This window comes from Nostoc sp. CmiVER01 (assembly GCF_034531135.2).
Lineage (GTDB): Bacteria > Cyanobacteriota > Cyanobacteriia > Cyanobacteriales > Nostocaceae > Nostoc.
In genome coordinates, this window is sequence record NZ_JAVRBU020000011.1 from 244,788 (window position 1) to 262,389 (window position 17,602).

The window sequence follows — 17,602 nt, forward strand, 5'->3', positions numbered from 1 at the left end:
TTAGTATTAGCTAAAGTATTTTAGATTACAGGTAGTGGCCGATCGCTATGAATAAGAGCATCATCACTAAACTGCAATTTCGTTATTACCTTTTTATAGCCATAGGCATTATGATCAATTCCAAGTTCTGCGTCGGCAGACTAATTGATCGCAATGTTTTTTATGAATTTAGTCTGGCAACGATTTACTTTATCATCTTTACCGCTCAAAGAATACTTTGCTACCAGTTACGTACATCGTTTTTTGGTGGGACTGTTAAGTTCTTGGCGGCAAACTAGCGTCTTGATGCAATGGGGAGATGCGACAGCAGCTGCTTTACTCAGCTTAGTATATGCGCTTGCACCTTTTACTTCGAGTACATTAATAGGCTTGTTGCTGGGAGCTTGTGTAGCATTTTGGCTGTTGTTGACTTTATCTGATGAAGCAACACCAGCAAATGTCTCCTCAGTCACTCCCATTCACCTGCTAGTATTGCTCTACTGGGGGGTTGCCGCAATTGCAACGGCATTATCACCAGTGAAAAAGGCGGCACTTAACGACTTGGGAACGTTAACCTTGTATTTGCTGCTATTTGCCCTTTGTGCCAGGATACTGAGGTTGCCTCGCCTCCGGTCTTGGATTATCGTTCTTTACCTGCACGTATCGTTAATTGTCAGTGTATATGGGTTGCGGCAATGGTTTTTTGGAGCTACGGCACTGGCAACTTGGGTTGATCCAGAATCTCCCCTGTCTAAGACTACCAGAGTCTACAGTTATTTAGGCAATCCCAACTTATTGGCTGGATATCTCTTACCAGCAGTAATTTTTAGCTTAGTAGCAATTTTTGCATGGCAAAGCTGGATTAAAAAAGCTTTAGCATTAACAATGTTAATTGTCAATACTGCCTGCTTAATCCTCACTTTTAGTCGTGGCGGTTGGATTGGGCTAGTGGTGGCAATTTTGGCTGTGATGGTATTATTAGTTTATTGGAAAAGCCTGGAAATGCCTCGTTTTTGGCGTACCTGGTCTCTACCGATTGTCTTGGGAGGTTTGATCGGCATATTGTTGCTAGCAATGATATTTGTAGAGCCAGTGCGCCTACGAGTGTTTAGCATTTTTGCTGACCGTCAAGATAGCAGTAATAATTTTCGCCGAAATGTGTGGGATGCTGTCTTCGAGATGATCCGCGATCGCCCAGTTTTCGGCATTGGCCCGGGACACAACTCTTTTAATCAAGTTTATCCTCTTTACCAACGCCCTCGTTACACTGCCTTGAGTGCCTATTCGATTTTATTTGAAGTGACTCTAGAAACTGGCTTTGTTGGTTTAGCCTGCTTTCTCTGGCTAATAATTGTCACATTTAACACAGCATTTCTACAAGTGCGACGACTGCGACGATTGAGAAGTGTAGAGGGATTTTGGTTAATTGGAGCGATCGCTATTTTGTTGGGAATGCTAGCTCATGGAACCGTAGATACTGTTTGGTATCGTCCTGAAGTTAATACCCTCTGGTGGCTCATAGTTGCCCTAATTGCCAGCTACTGGACACCTTTAGCTCAAAACCAGACAAATTCATCTAACTTAGAACCAACAGTAAATTAATATGATTCAATACAGTTCAGTTAAGCATTTCTTTCTTCTCTCTGCGTCCTTGGCGGTTCGTTAAAAAAATTGAGTTTGACAAAGAGTTTTAGCCTTAACTGAACCGTGTTGTAATATGATTAAGCTGTCAGTTGTTTTTCCAGTGAACAACTGACAACTTAATGAATTTTCTATTGTCTAGTCTCTGTAGGTAGTGGCCCCTGGAGCATTAGGGTCGCTATAAGCAGTGGGTTGGTTCTCACTCTTTTTACCACCTAAACCAGCCAAACCAGCTAGACCAATTAATCCTAGCCAACCCCAATCAAAATCTTTGCGGTCATTATTATAAGTGGTCGTTCCTGAAGTTGACGTTCCTGAAGAAGTACTGCCTCCGGTGTCAGTTGTCGTCTGAGCTTGTGCGGATAGAGTTAAGGGTAAAACTGCCATACTCAAGGTGAGAACGCCAGCACCAACAGCTTTAATGAAATTACTTTTCATAAGTTTTGACAATTCCTTATGCCATCCGAAGTTACCCACCACTTTATCGATTCCCAGCTTTAAGAAAATCAATCTACGGCTATAAACTGGGAATTTTCACAACTCACGCTGTGGACATACAATATACTTCTTACAGAAATCGGTTTCTCACTCTGGTGTGGTAGTTTAGCGGCACTGAAGCTCAATAATTTTTCATTGCCCGTTGAATGTCACGCTGGTCTTGGCGTCGTTTCAGGTCTTCTCGTTTGTCGTGGAGCTTTTTACCTTTACCAAGGGCTATACTTACTTTTACCCAGCCACGTTTGAGATACATTTTCAAAGGGATTAAAGTTAAACCCTGTTGTTCAACTGTGCCAATTAGCTTGCGGAGTTCTTTGCGATGCAACAGCAGCTTCCGTGTACGCCGTGGTTCATGATTAAAATATTGTCCACTAGCGTTATAAGGCGAGATATGGACATTGATCAACCATGCTTCACCATTGCGAAGCAAAGCATAGCCATCTTGAAGATTGACTTTACCTGCACGAATCGACTTAACCTCGGTTCCTGTCAACTCAATTCCAGCTTCGTAAGTTTCTAGAATTTCATACAAATAACGGGCTTGGCGGTTGTCGCTAATAACTTTGTAACTGTCGCTCTTGTCGCTCATTGATAATTTTGTGTGCTTTACCTAAAAAATTATTTAGATTTTTTGTTAATTATAGGCTGTATCTTAGAACCGCTATATATGAACTGTATATCACTAATTTAGCTTTTATCAATTCACAATTAAGAGTTTTCTGGCAACTTTAAGTTATATGATACCGATTACCTATGATGTTGGTAAGACTTGAGACTTAAGCCCTAAGTCTTACCTAGTTTAATTTTGTGTCGTTTCACAAAGAATAGGTATGATGCCAACAATCATTAAAGATATTTATCCCTACTTAGCTTTTAGTAAATTATTTATTAAGTTAATATTAATTTATACTATGGTAGTATTTACTGTGATTTATTGATGAGTTGTTACAAACGATAAAGCTTTCTATGCCTCCCAAAAAGAGCGAGTCAGCCCCTTTAGGGAAGTCAAAAGTCAAAGATGAGTTACATTTCTTTAACCTTTTCTAAGGATTTAAGATTTTATTTATAAATCGTCCTTAAAAATATCATTAGGTGGTAATCCTGTCTATAGTATGAAACATAAGAATATTATTGTCTGTGTTCACTGATGAAGCGCGTAAAAGCAAATTTCTGAGTAAAAAAATGCTAGGGGTGTATTGTCCATGCCCTTGACGATCCTTGTAGTGGATGATGATTTGGGCACTCGCCTGTCTGTTAGTGACTATCTTGAACTGTCTGGCTACTCAGTGATTACGGCTAATGACGGTCAAGAGGCTTTGGTTATGGTGGATGAGCATCATCCAGATTTGATTGTCACGGATATTGTGATGCCACAGATGAATGGCTATGAACTAGTGCGTCGGGTGCGTCAACAACCAGTATTTCGATTATTACCTGTAATTTTATTAACAGCCCGAACTAAGACCCAAGAAAGAATTTTGGGCTACCAGTCAGGGTGCGATTTATTTTTACCCAAACCTTTTGAACTGGAAGAGTTAGCAGCAGCAATCCGCAATCTTTTGGAGCGATCGCAAATTATTCAATCGGAATATCGGTTTTCTCATAAAGAGAGTTTGGGCATTTCCGCCTCGACAAAAGCGGTGGATGCCCATAATTCTCTTTCTACTCAAATTCAGAAATCCCACATGCACTCATCCCTAACTCATAGAGAACAGGAAGTCTTAGAGTTATTGACTCATGGTCTTTCTAATGCCGAAATGGGTCATCAGCTACACCTGAGTCCTCGCACAGTGGAAAAGTATGTTAGCAGTTTATTGAGAAAAACCTCAACTAGCAACCGAGCGGAATTAGTGCGTTTTGCCATGAAGCATGGTTTGGTGGAATAAAAAAAGTTATGAGTAGAGACGCGATTAATCGCGTCTGTGCAGGAGTGAGGAATTTTAATTCCTAACTCCTAACTCCTAACTTTTGCCAGCAGACCTTCACAAGCATCCATCAGTAAATCAATAACCCGATTAAATCCCTCTTGACCACCATAATAGGGATCTGGAACTTCCTTCAGGGTGTGTCGAGAGCAAAACTCGCACATCAAACGTACTTTATGTTGATACTGCTTAGTTTGATCAAGAGCGAGGATGTTCTCATAGTTTTCTTGATCCATCGCTAAAATTAAATCAAAGTCTTCAAAGTCTGACTTTTGAAACTGGCGTGCTTGACCACGTAGTTTAATTCCCAACTTTGTAGCAGCCGCAGCACTCATGCGTCTGTCGGGTGGGCTACCAACGTGATAGCTAGATGTACCAGCTGAGTCACAAAGTATGTGTTCGCTCAAGTCAGCCTGCTCAATTAGATGATTCATAATGTTTTCTGCCGATGGCGATCGGCAGATATTACCTAAGCAGACAAATAGCAACTTGTAAGCCATAGATATGTTTTGTCCTTTGTCAATAGTCATTTGTCCTTTGTCCAATGACCAATGACTAATGACTAATGACTAAAATCCAGGAAGTTCTAGTCCACTGGTCAATTCTTCCATACGTTCCCGCATTGTTGCTGTGGATTTGTTGTAGGCTTCTTTCATTGCCACTGTTACCAGATCAGAAAGTACTTCTGCACCTTCTCCTAAAGCATCTGGAGAAATTTCTACTCGCTTAGGTTCTTGGTTTCCACTGACAATCACCTTCACCAGGCCACCACCAGATTCTCCTAGAATCTCCATCTGCTCCAATTCTTCTTGGAGTCGCTTTGCGCCTTCTTGAACTTGCTGGGCTTTCTTAAAAGCGTCAGCCAATTCTTTCATTTTTCCTAAGCCAAAGCCGAATCCTTGTCCTTTACCTGTCATAATTAATTTTACGCGTATGCGTTGAATAACAAATCAAATTCAATTATAGATGCGGTAAGTAATTTGCCTCTTTTTTTACCAATAATTAATGCGTCATAGAATGGGGAGTGGGGAGTAGGGAGTAGGGAGTAGGGAATAGGGTATCAGTTATTTCTCTCTCTGCCTGCCCTGCTCCTCGGTTCCTTCATCCTCCACTCACCACTCCCTACTCCCCATTCTTTATCCACAAGCACCTTGAAACTCTCCAAGCATTTTGACTTCTGGTTCTAAATTAATAGACCAACGTTCTTGTACTTGATGTTGAATGTGGCGAATGAGACAGAAGATATCACTAGCTTTTGCTCCACCACGGTTAACGATAAAATTAGCATGGAGTTGTGCTACTTGCGCTCCACCAATTTGGTAACCTTTGAGACCAGTTTGTTCAATTAACCAGCCAGCGCTGTAAGGTTTGGGATTGCGGAACACACTTCCACAACTGGGGAAGTTGTATGGTTGGGTACTCAAGCGATGCTTTTTGTGTTCTCTGGTGATTGCCACAACTTTTGCTGGGTCTGCACCTGGCGCGAGTTGTAATGTGGCTTGGGTGACTATGCGATCGCCACCTTGCAATAATGAAGTTCGGTAGCTATAACCCAACTGATCGGGACTAAGAGTTTCCAACGTACCATCGGGTGAAAGCACCTGGGCACTAACTAACATATCTGCGATACAGCTATTATGTGCCCCTGCATTCATCACCACGGCTCCTCCGGCTGTTCCAGGGATGCCAACAGCCCACTCCAATCCTTGCCACCCTAATTCTGCTGCCGCCCATGCCAAGCTAGGAATTGATTCTCCAGCAGCAACGGTTAATTGACCGGTTTGGGGGTCAAAGTTGCTGAAGCGGAGATGACGGGTAGCAATAACTAAGCCTGATATGCCCCCATCGCTCACAAGCAAGTTAGAACCTGCTCCCAGTGTTGTCACCTTTAAATTACGTTCTTTTGCGTATTTAAGACTTGCTTGCAGTGCTTCTAAGTTTCGGGGGGCAACGTATAAATCAGCTGCTCCCCCAACTCTATAGGAAGTAAATGCAGACAAAGAAGCCTGGGACTTAATCGTACAATCAGTATTGGGTAAGTAAATTACTTCACTGTCCACCGAATTATTTGTTTGATGTTTCTTTGTATTCAAAGCAGAAACTGTGCAGACGTTTCCAGCTGCCTGGTAAATGGTCATCTTTACTTTTTTGGTAAAATTTTTACATTTATTTACCGCAAATATACGGTAATTGAGTTAACCTATGGAACCGTTGCTAAACGGGCGCTTTGCTCAGAAATAAAACTTCGCAAAATCTCCACTTAAGATGTGGCTTTAGCCGGTTCACAAAGCGTCGTAATTAGTTCAGGAATTACCTGATTCAAGTTCCCGGCCCCCAAAAACAGCGCCAAGTCTCCTGGGCGTAGTGTTTGCAGCAAGAACTCACATACTGAGGGTAAAGTTGGTTGATAAACTACAGAAGAATGCTGTTTAGCAATTTCCGCCGCTAGATGTTCACCAGTAATTTGTCCTAAATTGGGTTCGCCTGCACTGTAAATATCAGTCAGTACAACCAAATCGGCATGGGTAAAGGAATCGGCAAATTCTTCTAAAAAGGTGAGTGTACGGCTATAGCGATGAGGTTGGAAGATGGCCACCACTCTTTGTCCTGGTCTTGCTTGTAAGCGGGCTGCGGCAAGAGTAGCGCGAATCTCGCTAGGATGATGAGCATAGTCATCAATGAAGGTAATACCATCTACTTCACCCCGGAACTCAAAACGGCGTCTTGCTCCTTCAAAGGTGGCGATACCTTTGGCAATTTCTCCAAATTCTAAGCCCAAGAGGCGACCAACAGCTACTGCTGCTAAGGCGTTACTAAGATTGTGCCGACTTAGCAGGCGTAACTTCAACACGCCCAAAGCTTTGCCTCTTTCCCAAACTAGAGCCGTAGTGCCATCAGCCCGATAATCAATATTAGTAACGCTGTAGTCAGCGTCAGTATCTGAGTATAAGCTGTAGCTGATTGTGGGTTGCAAGCGATCGCGCACTGTAGCACAATCAATGCTACCTATTAACGTTTTACAACCCTTAGCAAATGTCTGGAAGATGTCAATGACTTCTTCTAATGTCTCGTAATGGTCTGGATGATCGAGTTCAATATTGGTGATGATGCCAATCTCTGGAGCGTGTTTTACCAAGGAACCATCAGATTCATCTGCTTCGGCTACCAAATATTGGCTTTGTCCCAATCGAGCATTACCTTCCCAAGCATTGACTTCGCCACCTACTAAAATCGTTGGGTCTAGACCTGCTTCCAGAAGCATATAACCAATCATGCTACTGGTTGTAGTTTTGCCGTGTGTTCCTGCCACTGCAATACTGTGGTAATCCGCAATTAAGGCTGCCAGTACATCTGAACGATGTAAAATTGGACAACCTAATTCTAGCGCTGCTTTATATTCTAAATTGTTTGTATTAATTGCTGTTGAACAAATGACTTGAGGCAGTATTGATTTAGTAGTAGTAGGTAATTCTTCTTGTGAATTTAATACTACTGCATTCGCTAATACCTGAGGATGAAAGAATTCAAGATTGCTTGCCTCTTGTCTACTAAAAATATGAGCGCCGATAGATTCCAATTTGTGCGTAATGTGGTTGGGACGAAGATCCGAACCTGATACTGGAAATTGACGCTTGGCAAGAACGTATGCCAGAGCAGACATACCTATACCACCGATACCAATAAAATGAAATGGTCTACCACTAAAATCTACAGAATTAGTCATTTCTTGCTCCTTTTACACCACACCACACCATAATCACAAATGACACGCGTATCATAACAGGAATTTGATTTTTACCGTAACTGTTCCTTAATCATGTTTATGTTTGATGGCCAGATGATATTTCTGCTCTGGTTTTCCTTGTTCAGAATGATTTTACCTTGGTTGGAGGTTTTTACATTTCTAAAGTGTTTTTAAGATTATTCTGAAAATTTTGGTCGCATCGGGAAAGAAATTCTTGTAATGTCAAATACATCTTTTTGGCTACCTTACTGGAATTGGCTACATCATACATTGTTAGTGAAGCTGATTTTAAATTGGATTCAGTCTAGGGAAGAATTGACTACAATAGTACATTGGTAATGAAACTATTTTTCAATTGCATAAAACCCAGGCATAACTGGATGCAACAACTAGCAATTTTTGGTGGCACATTTGATCCTATTCATTGGGGACACCTGCTGGTAGCCGAGAGAGCTTTGCATCAAGTATCCCTTGAAAAGGTAATTTGGGTGCCATCCCTAAATCCTCCTCATAAACAAGCAGCTTTATTTGAGCATCGTGTGGGAATGCTGCAATTAGCCATAGAAAATAACCCAGCGTTTACTGTCTCACTAGTGGAGGCAAATCTCTCTGGGACTTCCTATGCCATTAACACCCTGATGGACTTATCTGCTTCTTACCCAAATACTCACTGGTACTGGATCGTAGGCTTGGATACTTTCCAAACTTTACCCCGTTGGTACCGTGGACACGAACTAGCACAAATGTGTGATTGGTTAATAGCACCCCGACTGCTAGGTGGTGAGACTATAACTCAAAGTAAATTAATCTGCAAGCAAGTGGAGCAACAGCTAAGGGAACAGTCAATTACCATTCACTGGCAACTCTTAGATATACCAATAGTCGGAGTTTCGTCAAGTCTAATTCGCAAATTTTGCCGCGAATGCCAGTCAATTCGTTATTTAGTCCCGGAATCAGTCAGATCATATATCACGAACAACAATCTCTACTCGAACAAATCTGAATAAATTATGTGTTTTTTTATTGATCTAACACTTTATCGTTATGAGTGCCCCCCCCCTTTGCGATATGATTGGGGTCAACGATATCAACATATAAGCATAAATACAGAGGGCAAGACACTGTGATTAGAGTTGCAATCAACGGTTTCGGGCGGATTGGACGTAACTTTGCACGCTGCTGGGTGGGCAGAGAGAATAGTAAAATCGATCTTGTCGCTATTAATGACACTTCAGACCCTAGAACCAATGCTCATCTGCTGAAGTACGACTCAATGCTAGGGAAAATCAAGGGCGCTGAAATTAGTGCCGACGATAACTCTATCATCGTTAACGGTAAGACCATTAAGTGCGTATCCGATCGCAACCCTGAAAACTTGCCCTGGAAAGAGTGGGAAATTGACCTAATTATCGAAGCAACTGGGGTATTTACTAGCAAAGAAGGGGCGCTCAAGCATGTAAATGCTGGAGCCAAGAAAGTTCTGATTACCGCTCCTGGTAAAAACGAGGATGGCACTTTTGTAGTTGGTGTAAATCATCACGACTATGACCACAACAAACACCACATTATCAGTAACGCTAGCTGTACTACCAACTGCTTGGCACCGATTGCCAAGGTGTTGAACGATAAGTTTGGCATCATCAAAGGCACGATGACCACCACCCATAGCTATACAGGTGACCAACGCTTGCTAGACGCTTCTCACCGGGATTTGCGACGGGCGAGGGCAGCAGCAATCAACATTGTACCCACCTCTACTGGTGCAGCAAAAGCAGTGGCGCTGGTTATCCCAGACCTCAAAGGCAAACTAAATGGTGTTGCCTTACGCGTACCGACCCCGAACGTCTCAATGGTAGATTTCGTAGTTCAGGTTGAGAAGCGTACTATTACTGAAGAAGTTAACCAAGCTCTCAAAGATGCTTCCGAAGGGCCACTCAAAGGCATTTTGGACTATAGCCAACTAGAATTGGTATCTTCGGATTATCAAGGTAGTGACGCTTCTTCGATTGTTGATGCTAGCTTGACTTTGGTTATGGGCAGTGACCTAGTAAAAGTTATGGCGTGGTATGACAACGAGTGGGGTTATAGCCAACGAGTTTTGGATTTGGCAGAATTAGTAGCTGAAAAGTGGCAATAATTTGTTATTGGTCATTGGTCATTGGTTATTAAAAAAATGACATGGACGCACTGGCGGCTACTCTACGAGAACGCCAAAGACGAACGCGTAGGGTAGGACTATTGACCAAAATGTTGAAATCCCTGGCTAAGACTCAGAACTTGGTCAGGGAATTTTTTTTGTTCGTCTTGCAATAGTACTGTTGATCCAGATGTAATGCTGCCTATGATCGCGGCATCTTCACCAAGATGTTGGACTAAAGCTGATGCTGACTCTTTTGGTAAGCACAGCACTAATTCAAAATCTTCGCCACCATATAGAGCATATTCCAGCGCTTGCTCTTGTGTCAGCCAATGGTTAAAAGTTTTTGGTACAGGAATTTTTCTTCGTTCTAGAACTGCGCCAACACCACTGGCGCGGCAAATTTGAATAATCGCATCTGCTAAACCATCGCTGCTATCCATACCAGAAATGGGCATGGGGCATGGTAAGATTTTCCAGAGGATTGGTAAGACATCTAATCGTGGCTGTGGGCGTTGGTGTGTGAGGATTAGAGCCGTGCGTTCTGCATCGTTGAGGTGTTGTCCTAATTCTGGATGCAAGAGCAGTTCTAAGCCAGCCCTTGAGGCTCCATGAACGCCTGTAATGACGATTGCATCTCCCACAACAGCAGTAGAACGGCGGATAATTCGATGAGGGGAAACTTGACCAAAAGCAGTAATTGCCAGAGTCGTCACAGGCGATCGCACGACATCACCCCCGACAATTGAGGTATTGTATTTTTTCAGGCATTCTGTCATTCCCTGGTACAATTGCTCAACCCAACTTACCCTAACTTCGCCAGGGAGTCCCAACCCGACAGTAATTCCCAACGGGGTAGCGCCCATTGCCGCTAAATCTGATAAATTGGCAGCAGCAGCTCGCCAACCAGCATCTTCTGGGGAAGTGGTGACATTGCTAAAATGCACGCCATCAACCAGCACATCTGTTGTCACTACCAAAGATTGCTCTGGTGCAGTCACCAGCACTGCTGCATCATCGCCGATAATTTCTGGAGGACAAAAGCGCTGTAATCTTTCTAAAAGACCTTGTTCTCCAATATCTTGTACTTGTTGAGAAAATAACTCACTGTTCACAATCGGTTTTCCGTGTTGCAAAATTACGAAGAAAACTGATGATTTGTTTTAGTGTTTAAGATAAGGGTATCGTCTAGGAGTCGGTAGGGATGGGAACAACACCAGTAACCAGCATCACATTTGAGGAGTACTTAACCTATGATGATGGCAACGGTTCCCATTATGAGTTGGTGGATGGCAAGCTAGAGCTAATGAACCCACCAACTATTGAACATTTTCTGATTGCCAAATTTCTTGAGCAACTGCTAGATGGAGAAATCAAGCGTTGTAGTTTTCCTTGGCTGACTTTTCGGGAAAGTGGGGTGAGAACGGGTAGAAATAAATCTAGGTTGACTGATTTGTGTGTGGTGACGGTGGAACAAGCCAGAGAATTGTTGAATGCCTCAGCAGTATTTCAGTCACTCCCGTTACTAATTGTCGAAGTGGTCAGTCCAGAGTCGGTGAAACGGGACTATCGCCATAAGCGCTCTGAATATGCGGCCTTAGAGGTTCATGAATATTGGATTGTAGATCCTCTAGAAGGTAAGATTTCAGTGTTATTACTGAAATATGGATTTTACGAAGAAACAGTTTTTACTGCTAATCAGCAAATTGGATCACGAACTTTTCCAGAATTGAAGATTGCAGTTGATCAGATATTCACCGCCGGAAATCTGAATCAGGGGAGACGCGATTAATCGCGTCTGTACAAGAATTATTCTCTCCCTGCTCTCTTTTTATGCTGCTTGCGGCTCAACCAGATTTTCTATTCCCTGAACGACTTTTGCTGATTCAATTTTGTCACCAGCCTTCAGTTTATCCAAAACTTCTTTGCCTTCAGTGAGATAACCAAACACGGCATAGCGACCATCTAATAGGTTGCGTCCGGCAGGGGTAAGTTCTGGTTCAAAGAGGAAGAAGAAGAATTGTGAAGATCCACCATTCACTTCACTTTCGGGACGAGCCATCACCACTGCCCCAAAGGCAGAAAAAGGTAGAACTGGCATATCAACGTAACGACCAGCTTCTTCTAGAGTAATGCCATAAGTAGGTGCTTTATCACCTTCAACTAAGACTTCTAAGGGTATAGCGCGATATTTGCCCGTTTTTGGATCAATGAAACCCACGTCTTTACCTTCTGGATCTCCAGTTTGCAGAAAGTAAGATTCTTCAGAACGGGTAAATTCTAAACCATTATAAAAACCTCTCTGCACCAAATCTACAAAATTACCGGCAGTGACAGGGGCACTATAACCATCTACTACAACGGTCAAATCGCCTTTGTTAGTTTTGATTTCTACAGTGGCACGACCTTTAAGTTGTGGTAGGTTGCTGTATTGGGCAGGCACTTCAAAGGGGAATTCTTTCACCATTGACTCTTCTAACTGAGTAACCAGATTCAGAAGTTTGCCTCTCTTTTCGAGAATTTGTTCTTTATCCTTACTCTTCGCCAATTCTTCCAGTTTTCCCACCCCAGATTTTAACTCAGTAATCCAAGCTTCGGCTTGGGGTTGGCGTTCTTCAGGAACGCTTGTTAAGATTTGGGAGGGTTTATCGAGAATGCGGGATGCTTGGCTGATGTCCTTGGAAATAGCACCCCAGCGCCGATTCGCCCGGAGTTGGGCAGAGATGTCCTCTAAACTGGCTTGTAGTTGCCGTACAGGTTTGTTATCTATCGGGAGTGCATACCGCAACAAAGCCTTGCCATCGGTAATTGCGTTGCCGGCTGGCAGCGCGGCGCTACTAGAGGGAGTCCACCCAGCTGTAGTTATGCCTAAAAATATTGTTACCAGCAGTATTGCCATTAGGCTGTTCTTCAGCCAGGATTTTAATAAGTTAAGCATGGGATAACTCAAATGCAGCATTAGATTGTTGACTGGACGTAACCCATCAATAATCTTCCCACGTTAAGGGCGGAGGATAAATGACAAATGACTAATGACAAATGACTAATGACTAATGAGAAATGCCCAATGACGACCCTAGAAGGGTACAATAAATGCCGATTGTCTTCCAAAATTTGAAAGTTTCATGATCTCCAGTAACGACTTTCGACCCGGTGTTTCAATTGTATTAGATGGGTCTGTATGGCGAGTGCTAGAATTCCTGCACGTAAAGCCAGGCAAAGGTTCCGCCTTTGTCAGAACTAAGCTAAAAAATGTCCAGAGTGGCAGCGTGATGGAAAAAACGTTCCGAGCCGGGGAAACAGTTCCGCAAGCCACGCTAGAAAAAAGCACGATGCAGCATACCTATAAAGAGGGCGATGAGTTCGTCTTTATGGATATGGAAACCTATGAAGAAGGCAGATTGACCCGTGCACAAATTGGCGATCGCGTCAAATACCTGAAGGAAGGTATGGAAGCTGAAGTTATTAAGTGGGGCGACCAGGTATTGGGAGTAGAATTGCCTAAGTCTGTGGTTCTGGAAATTGTACAAACAGATCCAGGTTTAAAAGGTGACACTGCTACTGGTGGGTCAAAACCAGCAACTTTAGAAACTGGTGCAGTTGTGATGGTTCCTTTGTTTATTTCTCAAGGAGAACGCATCAAAGTTGATACCCAGGAAGATAAGTATATCAGCAGGGAATAACTTTCATCTCTATGGAGATGCTTGCTCCCGATGGAAATCCCTACATAGGGATTTAATCCCTGCCACACTTAAGATGCTCATTTACGGATTAGGTCGAGGTAATAAAAACTGTGCCATTGGACTTTAATGAAATCCGCCAACTACTGGCAACTATCGCCCAAACAGATATTGCAGAAGTGACGCTCAAAAGCGATGATTTTGAACTAACAGTCCGTAAGGCTGTGAGCGTCAGCAATCAAATGTTGCCGGTAGGTCAAGCGACCTTCGGCGGTGTGGTGGGTTCTGGCTCGACATCAGGTTCATCTGGGGGAAACCAGATGAACACGAGTCAGGTAACGGAGGTATCTACATCTCGCGTGTTTGAGAATACTGGTACTAGCACACAATTGCAGTTGTCAGTAAATCCCCCCTCAACTCGTGACCAGAGATTAGTAGAAGTACCTTCCCCAATGGTGGGAACGTTTTATCGCGCTCCTGCACCTGGGGAAGCGGCATTTGTAGAAGTGGGCGATCGCATCCGCAAGGGTCAAACTGTCTGTATCATTGAGGCTATGAAGCTGATGAATGAAATTGAAGCCGAAGTCTCTGGACAAGTAATGGAAATTCTTCTCCAAAATGGCGATCCGGTAGAATATGGTCAACCTTTGATGCGAATTAACCCCGATTAAGTATTAATCTATATATGAAATGAATCATCCCAAATGAGTCATCTTTAAAACTTCAGTCCTTGCGGGTTAATCCTGATGAAACAAACGTTGCCTTTATCGCCAGAAGTGGTGCAACAAGTAGCTGAATACTTCAGTCTGTTAAGTGAGCCGATGCGCTTGCGGCTGCTCCACTTATTACAGGATGAAGAAAAATGCGTGCAAGAGTTGGTAGAGGCAACACAGACTTCTCAGGCAAATGTATCAAAACACCTGAAGGTAATGTGGCAAGCAGGTATCCTTAGCCGCCGCAGTGAAGGAACTTGCGCCTATTACCGGGTGGAAGATGAAATGATTTTTGATTTGTGTAATCGGGTTTGCGATCGCCTTGCCACAAGGTTAGAACAGCAAGCCCGTAACTTTCGTGTGTTAAATAGCAATCGTTAAAGCATTTGTCATTTGTCCTTTGCTAATGACCAATGACTAAAGTTGATAGTTTTTATCAAAGCTTTCACGAGTTAGTGGCTGTTGTAACTCTAGACCTTCACCACCTAATACATCCAACGGTTTGCCGTTCACGTCAATGTACACTTTGGCTTTGGGATTTAAACTTGTCGCAGTATAAACAACTTGTCCCACGCGGCCCATCATTGATGTGCTTCCACCACCACTGGTAAAATCTTCAGATAAATTAACGTGAACTTCGTCATTTTCCGCCTTCAGCCCCAAAAGTTTGGTTCCTTTGGGGATAGTTGTGGAATTTGTCGCATCTGTTGGCGGCCCTGCTAGCAAACTTTGGAAAGCTGCTTCTAATGGCTGGTTGGGTCGTATAGAAGCGACTCTAACAGGCTGGGGAACTAAAGTAACATTTTTGTCAGTTGGTTTTAGCCAATAAACATTAGGGGTTTGCTCATTGGCTGGCTGTTTAGTTGATGGCTGTGCTGGCTGTTCGATGCGCCCAGAGGGGTTTGGTCGTGTGGGTGTATTGCTGGAGTGTGTAGTAAACCAAGCTACACCGCCACCCACTGCTACAACCACTGCTGACACGGCTGCAATTGCGCCTGAAGAAATACGATTAGATCCTTGTTGGCCTTTCATGTTCAAAACCTTCCTGACTGAGGGCTGATATGGTAATTATGTGAGGAGCAGCCTGGTTAAGGACGATACTTATAACTGAAGAGTTTCCCTCTACCTGGAGGAGGCGATTATTTTTAATTCTGCAAGTCCCTGATTTAATTTTAGAATTTCTATTTCTAATTCGTCACCTGCCAAATTATGTAAATCTCATTCTTTTTGGAGATGATTAAATTTACAACGCAGAGGAACGCTGAGTAAAACGCAGAGGAACGCAAAGTAAAGTATTGATTCCTCTGCGTAAAATCGAAGTTTAATTTTTTACCTGAGTGGCGGCGGTAATCCACTTATGAAGTGTGGTTGTAACTTCCTCTATGGCAATTTCTTGAGAGTTGCGGGTTGCTCTTTCTACAACTTCGACTTTGCCATTAGCGATCGCTCGTCCGGTTACAATTCGATAAGGTATGCCTATTAAGTCAGCATCTTTAAATTTCACTCCAGCCCGTTCATCGCGGTCATCTAGTAGGGTTTCAATTCCTGTTTGATTTAATTCTGTGTAAAGTTTTTGGGCGATTTCGATTTGTTGAGCATCCTTGATATTCGGAATTGTGACGATCGCGTGGTAGGGTGCGATCGCAACTGGCCAAATAATCCCATCTTTATCGTAGGATTGCTCTACGGCAGCTTGTGCTAATCGTGACACGCCCACGCCAAAACAACCCATCAATAGCGGCTTTTCTTCACCCTGTTCATTGGTATAAGTTGCTCCCATCGCTTGAGAATATTTAGTACCTAATTGGAAGATGTGACCTGCTTCAATTCCACGGGCGCTTTGTAAGATTTGTTCTGGGTTATGGATGGCGCGATCGCCTGGTCTTGACTTACGAATATCTACTACTCGTTCTGGTAGTTTAAATTGCTCATTCCAATTAGCACCAACTACGTGATAGCCAGCTTCATTCGCACCTGTAACAAAGTTTTTTAAATCAACGGCTGTTTGATCTACTAAGCGCAAAAACTTGGGATGGATCTGTTTATTGGCGTTAATATATTCATCGGCGATATCTGGCGCAATGTAGCCTAAAGGTAGAGATTTAGCTGTCCATGCTTGTTGGGCTTCGACATTTGGTACATTCAAACTAATAATAGTTTTAGCACCATATTCAGAAGCTAATTTAGTCAATTCATTTTGCAACTTGACTTCATTAACTTCCTGATCGCCTCGGATGCTCACCAAAACTAACACCGTTATACCATTATCATAAACTGTCTGATAAAGGACATTTTTTACTAATTGAGTGGGAGAACAGTTGAGAAGTTGACAAACTTTTTCAATCGTCTCCGTTCCAGGTGTATCGCGTTTCTCGTAGGTTGTAAACCGTGAGGTTTCGGCGTCAATTGGTAAAGAAACAGCTTTTTCTACATTAGCGGCGTATTTACCATCCTCAGTGTAGAGAACTTCGTCTTCACCGGCTTCGGCCAAAATCATAAATTCTGTAGAACCAGAACCTCCAATTGCACCAGAATCTGCTTCCACTGCCCGAAAAGCTAAACCAGAACGCCGCAGAATATTACTGTACGCATTATACATATCTTGGTAAGTTTCTTTGAGGCTGGCTTCATCGGCATGGAAGGAATAGGCGTCCTTCATGATAAACTCCCGTCCGCGCATTAAACCAAAGCGGGGACGAATTTCATCGCGGAATTTGGTTTGAATTTGGTAGAGATTTTGTGGTAGCTGGCGATAAGAGCGAATCATATCACGAGCGATCGCTGTGATTACCTCTTCATGAGTTGGGCCTAATCCTAATTGTTGCTCACGGCGGTCAATTAGGGAAAACATGATCCCCTCAGCTTTGGTGTAAGTGTCCCAGCGTTCCGATTCCTTCCATAAATCAGCAGGTTGTAATTGTGGTAAAAGACATTCTTGTGCGCCTGTAGCGTTCATTTCTTCCCGCACAATCTGGGAAACTTTTTGTAATACTCGCCACATTAAAGGCAAATAAGCATAAAGACCACTACCGATGCGACGAATGTAGCCTGCACGGAGTAATAATTTATGACTAGGAATCTCAGCATCAGCCGGATCATCCCGCAGTGTAACAAATAACATTTGTGAAAGTCGCATCGTTTATTCCCTTTCCAGAATCTCTAATTTGTTTATAAACCACTTGGCGATGATAAATCGCGGTAACACAAACTCAAAGTCTGCCTGGGCAAACTAAAAAGGTATCCTAGTTTTTGTTGAACTTGCGTGGTGTGCGATGGCTTTGCCC

The 17,602-nt window shown here is 43.0% G+C and carries 18 protein-coding genes; 8 read left to right on the forward strand and 10 right to left on the reverse strand.

Going from position 1 to position 17,602, the window contains the following annotated elements; translation table 11 throughout:
* Positions 1-162 precede the first annotated feature (162 nt).
* Positions 163-1,581 carry an IctB family putative bicarbonate transporter gene (locus RMZ43_RS20630; RefSeq protein WP_322649748.1) on the forward strand — a complete coding sequence of 473 codons (1,419 nt, stop codon included), beginning with the start codon at positions 163-165 and terminating at the stop codon, positions 1,579-1,581.
* 177 nt (positions 1,582-1,758) lie between these two features.
* On the opposite strand, the gene RMZ43_RS20635 is transcribed toward RMZ43_RS20630, so the two are convergent.
* Together RMZ43_RS20635 and smpB are read right to left on the reverse strand one after the other, a co-directional pair.
* Entirely contained in the window at positions 1,759-2,058 is a 300-nt protein-coding gene (locus tag RMZ43_RS20635; RefSeq protein WP_322655435.1) for a WGxxGxxG family protein, read from the reverse strand.
* Positions 2,059-2,239: 181 nt separating this feature from the next.
* Positions 2,240-2,707 carry an SsrA-binding protein SmpB gene (gene smpB / locus RMZ43_RS20640; RefSeq protein ID WP_100900463.1) on the reverse strand — a complete coding sequence of 156 codons (468 nt, stop codon included), beginning with the start codon at positions 2,705-2,707 and terminating at the stop codon, positions 2,240-2,242.
* A gap of 613 nt (positions 2,708-3,320) precedes the next feature.
* Between smpB and RMZ43_RS20645 the strand changes: the two genes are divergently transcribed.
* Positions 3,321-4,004 (forward strand): response regulator transcription factor, encoded by a 684-nt coding sequence (locus RMZ43_RS20645; protein WP_322649747.1) that lies wholly within the window; start codon positions 3,321-3,323, stop codon positions 4,002-4,004.
* A gap of 68 nt (positions 4,005-4,072) precedes the next feature.
* Here the strand turns inward: RMZ43_RS20645 and RMZ43_RS20650 are convergent, their stop codons facing one another.
* The 4 genes from RMZ43_RS20650 to murC all read right to left on the reverse strand — a co-directional run bounded on the left by RMZ43_RS20650 (position 4,073) and on the right by murC (position 7,767).
* Entirely contained in the window at positions 4,073-4,543 is a 471-nt protein-coding gene (locus RMZ43_RS20650) for a low molecular weight protein-tyrosine-phosphatase (protein WP_322649834.1), read from the reverse strand.
* Positions 4,544-4,612: 69 nt separating this feature from the next.
* Complete coding sequence (locus RMZ43_RS20655; protein ID WP_100900466.1) at positions 4,613-4,960, reverse strand: YbaB/EbfC family nucleoid-associated protein; 348 nt, start codon at positions 4,958-4,960, stop codon at positions 4,613-4,615.
* A 219-nt stretch (positions 4,961-5,179) separates the two neighbouring features.
* Complete coding sequence (gene murB / locus RMZ43_RS20660) at positions 5,180-6,181, reverse strand: UDP-N-acetylmuramate dehydrogenase (protein WP_322649746.1); 1,002 nt, start codon at positions 6,179-6,181, stop codon at positions 5,180-5,182.
* Between the two features lie 122 nt (positions 6,182-6,303).
* Positions 6,304-7,767: a UDP-N-acetylmuramate--L-alanine ligase gene (gene murC / locus RMZ43_RS20665; protein WP_322655434.1), complete on the reverse strand. Its 1,464-nt coding sequence runs from the start codon at positions 7,765-7,767 to the stop codon at positions 6,304-6,306.
* Between the two features lie 401 nt (positions 7,768-8,168).
* On the opposite strand from murC, the gene nadD reads away from it, so the two are divergent.
* Complete coding sequence (nadD, locus tag RMZ43_RS20670; protein WP_322649744.1) at positions 8,169-8,795, forward strand: nicotinate (nicotinamide) nucleotide adenylyltransferase; 627 nt, start codon at positions 8,169-8,171, stop codon at positions 8,793-8,795.
* Positions 8,796-8,911: 116 nt separating this feature from the next.
* Positions 8,912-9,925 (forward strand): type I glyceraldehyde-3-phosphate dehydrogenase, encoded by a 1,014-nt coding sequence (locus RMZ43_RS20675; protein WP_322649743.1) that lies wholly within the window; start codon positions 8,912-8,914, stop codon positions 9,923-9,925.
* 98 nt (positions 9,926-10,023) lie between these two features.
* Here RMZ43_RS20675 and thiL read toward each other — a convergent pair whose 3' ends face one another.
* Positions 10,024-11,040 (reverse strand): thiamine-phosphate kinase, encoded by a 1,017-nt coding sequence (gene thiL, locus RMZ43_RS20680; RefSeq protein WP_322655433.1) that lies wholly within the window; start codon positions 11,038-11,040, stop codon positions 10,024-10,026.
* Between the two features lie 89 nt (positions 11,041-11,129).
* Here thiL and RMZ43_RS20685 point away from each other — a divergent pair, with 89 nt between their 5' ends.
* Positions 11,130-11,717 carry a Uma2 family endonuclease gene (locus RMZ43_RS20685; protein WP_322655432.1) on the forward strand — a complete coding sequence of 196 codons (588 nt, stop codon included), beginning with the start codon at positions 11,130-11,132 and terminating at the stop codon, positions 11,715-11,717.
* A gap of 39 nt (positions 11,718-11,756) precedes the next feature.
* Here the strand turns inward: RMZ43_RS20685 and RMZ43_RS20690 are convergent, their stop codons facing one another.
* On the reverse strand, positions 11,757-12,863 hold the full coding sequence (locus RMZ43_RS20690; RefSeq protein WP_322655431.1) for a peptidylprolyl isomerase: 1,107 nt from the start codon (positions 12,861-12,863) through the stop codon (positions 11,757-11,759).
* 187 nt (positions 12,864-13,050) lie between these two features.
* Here RMZ43_RS20690 and efp point away from each other — a divergent pair, with 187 nt between their 5' ends.
* The 3 genes from efp (at position 13,051) to RMZ43_RS20705 (ending at position 14,699) form a co-directional block, all read left to right on the forward strand.
* Positions 13,051-13,608: an elongation factor P gene (gene efp, locus RMZ43_RS20695; protein WP_322655430.1), complete on the forward strand. Its 558-nt coding sequence runs from the start codon at positions 13,051-13,053 to the stop codon at positions 13,606-13,608.
* Positions 13,609-13,718: 110 nt separating this feature from the next.
* Positions 13,719-14,276 (forward strand): acetyl-CoA carboxylase biotin carboxyl carrier protein, encoded by a 558-nt coding sequence (gene accB / locus RMZ43_RS20700; protein WP_322649738.1) that lies wholly within the window; start codon positions 13,719-13,721, stop codon positions 14,274-14,276.
* Positions 14,277-14,351: 75 nt separating this feature from the next.
* The gene (locus tag RMZ43_RS20705; RefSeq protein WP_322655429.1) at positions 14,352-14,699 is read left to right on the forward strand and encodes an ArsR/SmtB family transcription factor; all 348 of its coding nucleotides are present in this window, start codon (positions 14,352-14,354) and stop codon (positions 14,697-14,699) included.
* Positions 14,700-14,735: 36 nt separating this feature from the next.
* Here the strand turns inward: RMZ43_RS20705 and RMZ43_RS20710 are convergent, their stop codons facing one another.
* Positions 14,736-15,350: a GerMN domain-containing protein gene (locus RMZ43_RS20710; protein WP_322655428.1), complete on the reverse strand. Its 615-nt coding sequence runs from the start codon at positions 15,348-15,350 to the stop codon at positions 14,736-14,738.
* Between the two features lie 289 nt (positions 15,351-15,639).
* Entirely contained in the window at positions 15,640-17,454 is a 1,815-nt protein-coding gene (locus RMZ43_RS20715) for a proline--tRNA ligase (RefSeq protein WP_322655427.1), read from the reverse strand.
* Positions 17,455-17,602: the final 148 nt, after the last annotated feature.

Bases quoted from the DNA above. Each gene is read 5' to 3' on its own strand.
- RMZ43_RS20650 (WP_322649834.1), bottom strand. From the start codon at position 4,543: ATGGCTTACAAGTTGCTATTTGTCTGCTTAGGTAATATCTGCCGATCG.
- RMZ43_RS20715 (WP_322655427.1), bottom strand. From the start codon at position 17,454: ATGCGACTTTCACAAATGTTATTTGTTACACTGCGGGATGATCCGGCT.
- RMZ43_RS20645 (WP_322649747.1), top strand. From the start codon at position 3,321: ATGCCCTTGACGATCCTTGTAGTGGATGATGATTTGGGCACTCGCCTG.
- RMZ43_RS20630 (WP_322649748.1), top strand. From the start codon at position 163: ATGAATTTAGTCTGGCAACGATTTACTTTATCATCTTTACCGCTCAAA.
- RMZ43_RS20635 (WP_322655435.1), bottom strand. From the start codon at position 2,058: ATGAAAAGTAATTTCATTAAAGCTGTTGGTGCTGGCGTTCTCACCTTG.
- nadD (WP_322649744.1), top strand. From the start codon at position 8,169: ATGCAACAACTAGCAATTTTTGGTGGCACATTTGATCCTATTCATTGG.
- RMZ43_RS20655 (WP_100900466.1), bottom strand. From the start codon at position 4,960: ATGACAGGTAAAGGACAAGGATTCGGCTTTGGCTTAGGAAAAATGAAA.
- RMZ43_RS20690 (WP_322655431.1), bottom strand. From the start codon at position 12,863: ATGCTTAACTTATTAAAATCCTGGCTGAAGAACAGCCTAATGGCAATA.
- murB (WP_322649746.1), bottom strand. From the start codon at position 6,181: ATGACCATTTACCAGGCAGCTGGAAACGTCTGCACAGTTTCTGCTTTG.
- RMZ43_RS20705 (WP_322655429.1), top strand. From the start codon at position 14,352: ATGAAACAAACGTTGCCTTTATCGCCAGAAGTGGTGCAACAAGTAGCT.
- murC (WP_322655434.1), bottom strand. From the start codon at position 7,767: ATGACTAATTCTGTAGATTTTAGTGGTAGACCATTTCATTTTATTGGT.
- efp (WP_322655430.1), top strand. From the start codon at position 13,051: ATGATCTCCAGTAACGACTTTCGACCCGGTGTTTCAATTGTATTAGAT.
- smpB (WP_100900463.1), bottom strand. From the start codon at position 2,707: ATGAGCGACAAGAGCGACAGTTACAAAGTTATTAGCGACAACCGCCAA.
- RMZ43_RS20685 (WP_322655432.1), top strand. From the start codon at position 11,130: ATGGGAACAACACCAGTAACCAGCATCACATTTGAGGAGTACTTAACC.
- RMZ43_RS20710 (WP_322655428.1), bottom strand. From the start codon at position 15,350: ATGAAAGGCCAACAAGGATCTAATCGTATTTCTTCAGGCGCAATTGCA.